This is a genomic window from Pelomonas sp. KK5 (assembly GCF_001984095.1).
GTDB lineage: Bacteria > Pseudomonadota > Gammaproteobacteria > Burkholderiales > Burkholderiaceae_C > KK5.
In genome coordinates, this window is record NZ_LYVQ01000364.1 from 1 (window position 1) to 3,931 (window position 3,931).

4 protein-coding genes and 1 pseudogene are annotated in these 3,931 nt (G+C 74.0%); all 5 read right to left on the reverse strand.

Translation table 11 applies throughout. From position 1 onward, the window contains the following. Window positions 1-11: 11 nt before the first annotated feature. The gene (locus B0W88_RS30305) at window positions 12-218 is read right to left on the reverse strand and encodes a hypothetical protein (protein WP_077038226.1); all 207 of its coding nucleotides are present in this window, start codon (window positions 216-218) and stop codon (window positions 12-14) included. A 183-nt stretch (window positions 219-401) separates the two neighbouring features. Beyond that, window positions 402-1,442, reverse strand: coding sequence for a pyridoxal-phosphate dependent enzyme (locus B0W88_RS30310; protein ID WP_144007079.1), 1,041 nt, complete (start codon window positions 1,440-1,442; stop codon window positions 402-404). Continuing rightward, window positions 1,439-2,647 (reverse strand): YbfB/YjiJ family MFS transporter, encoded by a 1,209-nt coding sequence (locus tag B0W88_RS30315; RefSeq protein ID WP_077038227.1) that lies wholly within the window; start codon window positions 2,645-2,647, stop codon window positions 1,439-1,441. The genes B0W88_RS30310 and B0W88_RS30315 overlap by 4 nt, the downstream gene beginning before the upstream one ends. Window positions 2,648-2,755: 108 nt before the next feature. Next, window positions 2,756-3,676 carry a LysR family transcriptional regulator gene (locus B0W88_RS30320; RefSeq protein WP_077038228.1) on the reverse strand — a complete coding sequence of 307 codons (921 nt, stop codon included), beginning with the start codon at window positions 3,674-3,676 and terminating at the stop codon, window positions 2,756-2,758. Between the two features lie 52 nt (window positions 3,677-3,728). Continuing rightward, window positions 3,729-3,931, reverse strand: a pseudogene (locus B0W88_RS33975) (short-chain dehydrogenase/reductase); the annotation flags it as partial.

Sequence of the window (3,931 nt, forward strand, 5' to 3'; positions counted from 1 at the left end):
CAGTAGCTCTCCTACAGCGGGTCGGAGCCGCCGACGGCGATCGGCGGATCGGGCAGGGCGGCGTCCACGCAGCGGAACACGCGCCGGCCCTCGGTGAACTCGGAGATGAAGGCCACCTCCATGCCCAGATGCCGGCGGATGATCTGCAGGCTGTGCAGCAGCAGTTGCGGCGGCGGCTCGGCGGAATGCGAGTCGCCCTCGGCGCGCGTGTCGTCCATAGGTCCTCCTTTGATACCTTGGTTCGCGGCAGCTCGGCGCCCGGCCGGTGGCTTGCGTGCTCGTTCGTCGCATCGGCAGGCCTGGGTGACAGCCAGGCCCTTGCGTTTCAAGGGCGCCGATGCGCCGCGGCGGTTCGCCGGGGGCGCTCAGGGTTTGTCTGTGTAGTCTGCTGAAATATTGCGTTAGGCGCAATCGGCTGCGTTCAATACTTTTTGGTAGCCGAACAGTGCGGGCGTGCCGCCGGTCATCAGGAACAGCAGGTTCTCCTGCCGCGCGTGGTCGCCGTTTCGCAGCAGGGCCAGCAGGCCGGCGAAGGCCTTGGCGGAGTAGACCGGGTCCAGCAGCAGGCCCTCCCGGGCCGCCAGGAAGCGCAGCGCCTCGATGGACATGTCGGTGACCACCCCGTAGCCCGGGCCCCGCTGGCCATCGCTGACCCGCACGTCATCCGGCGCGATCTCGCCCTGGCCGCGCAGCAGCGCGTGGCACTCGCGCGCCAGCGCCAGGCAGCCCGCCTGGGCCGTCGCCGCATCGGCCAGCACCGAGAAGCCTTGCACGGCGCCAGGCCGCCCCAGCAGCGCGAAGCCGGCGACCAGGCCCGCCTGGGTGGCGCCGCTGCCGTTGGCCAGCACGATGCGGTCGAAGCGCAGGCCCAGCGCATGCTCCTGGTCGGCGATCTCCAGCGCGCAGTCGGCATAGCCCAGCGCACCCGCAGCCGAGCTGGCGCCCGGCGGCAGCAGGTAGCTGCGCTGGCCCTGGGCGGCTGCGCGCTCGCGGGTCTCGGCGATGAAGGCGGGGCCGGCGGCTGCGTCGGGCAGGTCGGTCACGCGGGCATCGAACAGCCGGTCCAGCAGCAGGTTGCCGTTCTCGCGGGCGTCCGCGTCCGCCGCCTGGCCTTCGAGCGGCCACAGCCCCAGCTCGCAGCGCAGGCCCAGCCGGGCGGCGGCCGCGGCAGCGAGCCGCGCGCTGTTGGACTGGCGCGGGCCGGTGCCGACCAGCAGCTCCGCGCGCTGGGCCAGCGCCTCGCCGAGCAGGAATTCGAGCTTGCGCAGCTTGCTGCCGCCACCGCCGAGCCCGCCCAGGTCGTCGCGCTTCACGAACAGCCGCGCGCCCTTGAGCAGCGGCTCCAGCGCGGCCTCGATCCGGTGCAGGCGCTGGATCGGCGTGGGCCCGTCGAACAGCCGGGCGCGCGGGTAGGCATCGAAGCGGGTGGCCGAAGCGCTCATGATGAAGAGGCCTCGCCGCGCAGGTCCAGCGCCAGCGCCGCGACGATCGCGGCCGCGGCGAGCGCGAACAGCAGCGCGTAACGCCCGCCGCTGGCGCCGAGCAGCCAGGCCATGCCGTAGGCGGCCAGCGCCTGCAGCAGCGCGAAGGCGGTGGTGGCGCGGCTCCACGCGGCGTGCTGCAGCGCGGGCCGATCGGCCAGCAGCTCGCGCACGCGACCCAGCACCAGCGGCACGATGCCCGGCGTGAAGGCGCCGCAGACGATGCTCGACACCAGCAGGCCCGCCGCGCCGAACAGGCCCAGCGCCGTCATGCCCACGGCCGCTGCCTGCAGCACATGGGCGACGCGCAGCGCGGCGCGGAAGCCGATGCGGTCGGCCAGCCGCCCGGCCAGCACCGGCCCGGCGATGGCGGCCAGGCCGTAGGCGATCCAGTAGCGCGAGGCGGCGGCCAGCCCTTCGCCGAGGCCGCGGGCCACGTAGTCGACCAGGAAGACCATGTGCGGCACCAGGCCCGCCGCGTTCAGCGCGTAGGCGGCATAGACGCGGGCAAGGCCCGGAACGCGCTGCGGGGCGGCCGCCGCCACCGGCGCGGGCGCCGTGGTCGCCACCGCCGACGACGCGGGCCAGGCCGTCCAGGCCAGCGCCGTCAGCGCCAGCGAGATGAGGCCCAGCGCCAGCCAAGTCTGCGTCAGTCCCCACTGCAGCAGCAGCGGCACCAGCGTGCCCGAGGCGGCCACGCCCAGGCCCACGCCCATGAAGATCAGCCCGCTCGCCGCGCCGCGGCGCTCGGCCGGGATCGCCGGCAGCACCGCCGGCGCGGCCAGCACCATCAGCGCGCCACCGCCGATGCCCGAGACGATGCGCCAGGCGCAGAACCAGGCGAAGCTCAGCGGCCAGGCGCAGGCCAGCAGCGAGGCCGCGGTGGCAGCCATCATCCCGCGCAGCACCGTGCGCGCCGGCATACGGGCGGCCAGCGGCACCGCCACCAGGGCGCCGATCAGGTAACCCATGAGATTGGCGGCAGCCAGGTAGCCTGCCTGGGAGGCGGCGAACCAGTGCGCCGCGATGATCGCCGGCAGCAGCGGCGTGTAGGCGAAGCGGGCCAGGCCGATGCCGACCAGGCTCGCGCTGAGCGCCGCCAGCATGGGGCGCAACGATGATGATGACGAGGGCGCGAGCGGCGCACCGGACAAGACGCTGGACATGGGGAACCTCCTCGAACGGGCCTGCGTGCCATGCTAGGCAGCGATGGGCCGCGGAGGAATCCACCGGCGGCGGAACTCAGTCTTCCGCGCCAGGGAAGGGCGAGGCGACTATCGGCAGGCCTCGGCGCGCGACTCGAAGAACTCCCGCAAGCGCGGCCGCACGAAGTCCACGAAGGCCCGCACCTTCGGCACCGACAGGCGCCCCTGCGGCGCCACCAGGTGCACCGGCAGCGGCGCATGCTCGTGCTCGGCCAGGATGATGCGCAGCTCGCCCGCCTCGACGGCGGCGGCCACGTGGTACGAGAACAGCCGCACGACGCCGCGCGCCTGCACCGCCGAGGCCACCGCCCCGCGCACGCTGTTGACGACGAAGCGCGGGGCGAACTGCACGTTGCGCGCGATCGTCGAACCCGCCGGCGGCGGGAAGCTCCACGAGTCGATGCCGAAGTGGGTCATCGCGATGATCTGGTGCGATTCCAGGTCGGCCGGCTCGGCGATCGGCTGGTGGCGCGCCAGGTAGCGCGGCGAGGCCGCGATCACGCGGCGCACCTCGCCGATCGGCAGCGCGACGAGGTTGGAGTCCGGCAGGTGGGCGATGCGCAGCGCCAGGTCGATGCCTTCGTCGATCAGCGCGGCCGGCCGGTCCAGCAGGTGCAGCCGCACGGAGACCTCGGGGAAGCGGTCCAGGAAGGCGTCGATCACCGGCCGCAGCACCTCCTCGCCGGCGGCGACCGGGGCGGTGACCGTCAGCATGCCGCGCGGCGCGGCGCGTTCGCCGCCGGCGGCCAGGTCGGCCTCCTCCAGGTCGGTCAGGATGCGGCGGCAGGCCAGCGCATAGCGCTCGCCGGCCTCGCTGAGCTTGATCGAGCGGGTCGTGCGGTGCAGCAGCTCGGTGCCGACGTGGGTCTCCAGGAAGGCGATGGCCCGGCTCACCGCAGCCGGCGACTTGCCGAGCTTGCGCCCGGCGCCGGCCAGGCTGCCCTCGTTGAGCGCAGCCACGAACACTCTCATCGCATCGATCCGGTCCACAGTCTTCCTGCTCGCAAGAGGCGGGCCCCGAGCATAGGGCAGGCGTCGCCGGTCAAGCCTCGGCGTGGTCGGTCGCGCGCGAGACCTGGTCCCAGGCGCGGCGCTCGGCGGCGCGGTGCTCGAGGGCGCCGTCGAGCAGCTTCAATGCGTCGGTGCCGAGGACCAGCTGGCGCGGCGGCGACGGGTGCTGCGCGAGCGCCAGCAGCACCTGCGCGGCGCGCTCCGGATCGCCGGCCTGGTGCCCGTGGGCCTGGC

Bases quoted from the DNA above. Each gene is read 5' to 3' on its own strand.
- B0W88_RS30305 (WP_077038226.1), bottom strand. From the start codon at position 218: ATGGACGACACGCGCGCCGAGGGCGACTCGCATTCCGCCGAGCCGCCG.
- B0W88_RS30310 (WP_144007079.1), bottom strand. From the start codon at position 1,442: ATGAGCGCTTCGGCCACCCGCTTCGATGCCTACCCGCGCGCCCGGCTG.
- B0W88_RS30315 (WP_077038227.1), bottom strand. From the start codon at position 2,647: ATGTCCAGCGTCTTGTCCGGTGCGCCGCTCGCGCCCTCGTCATCATCA.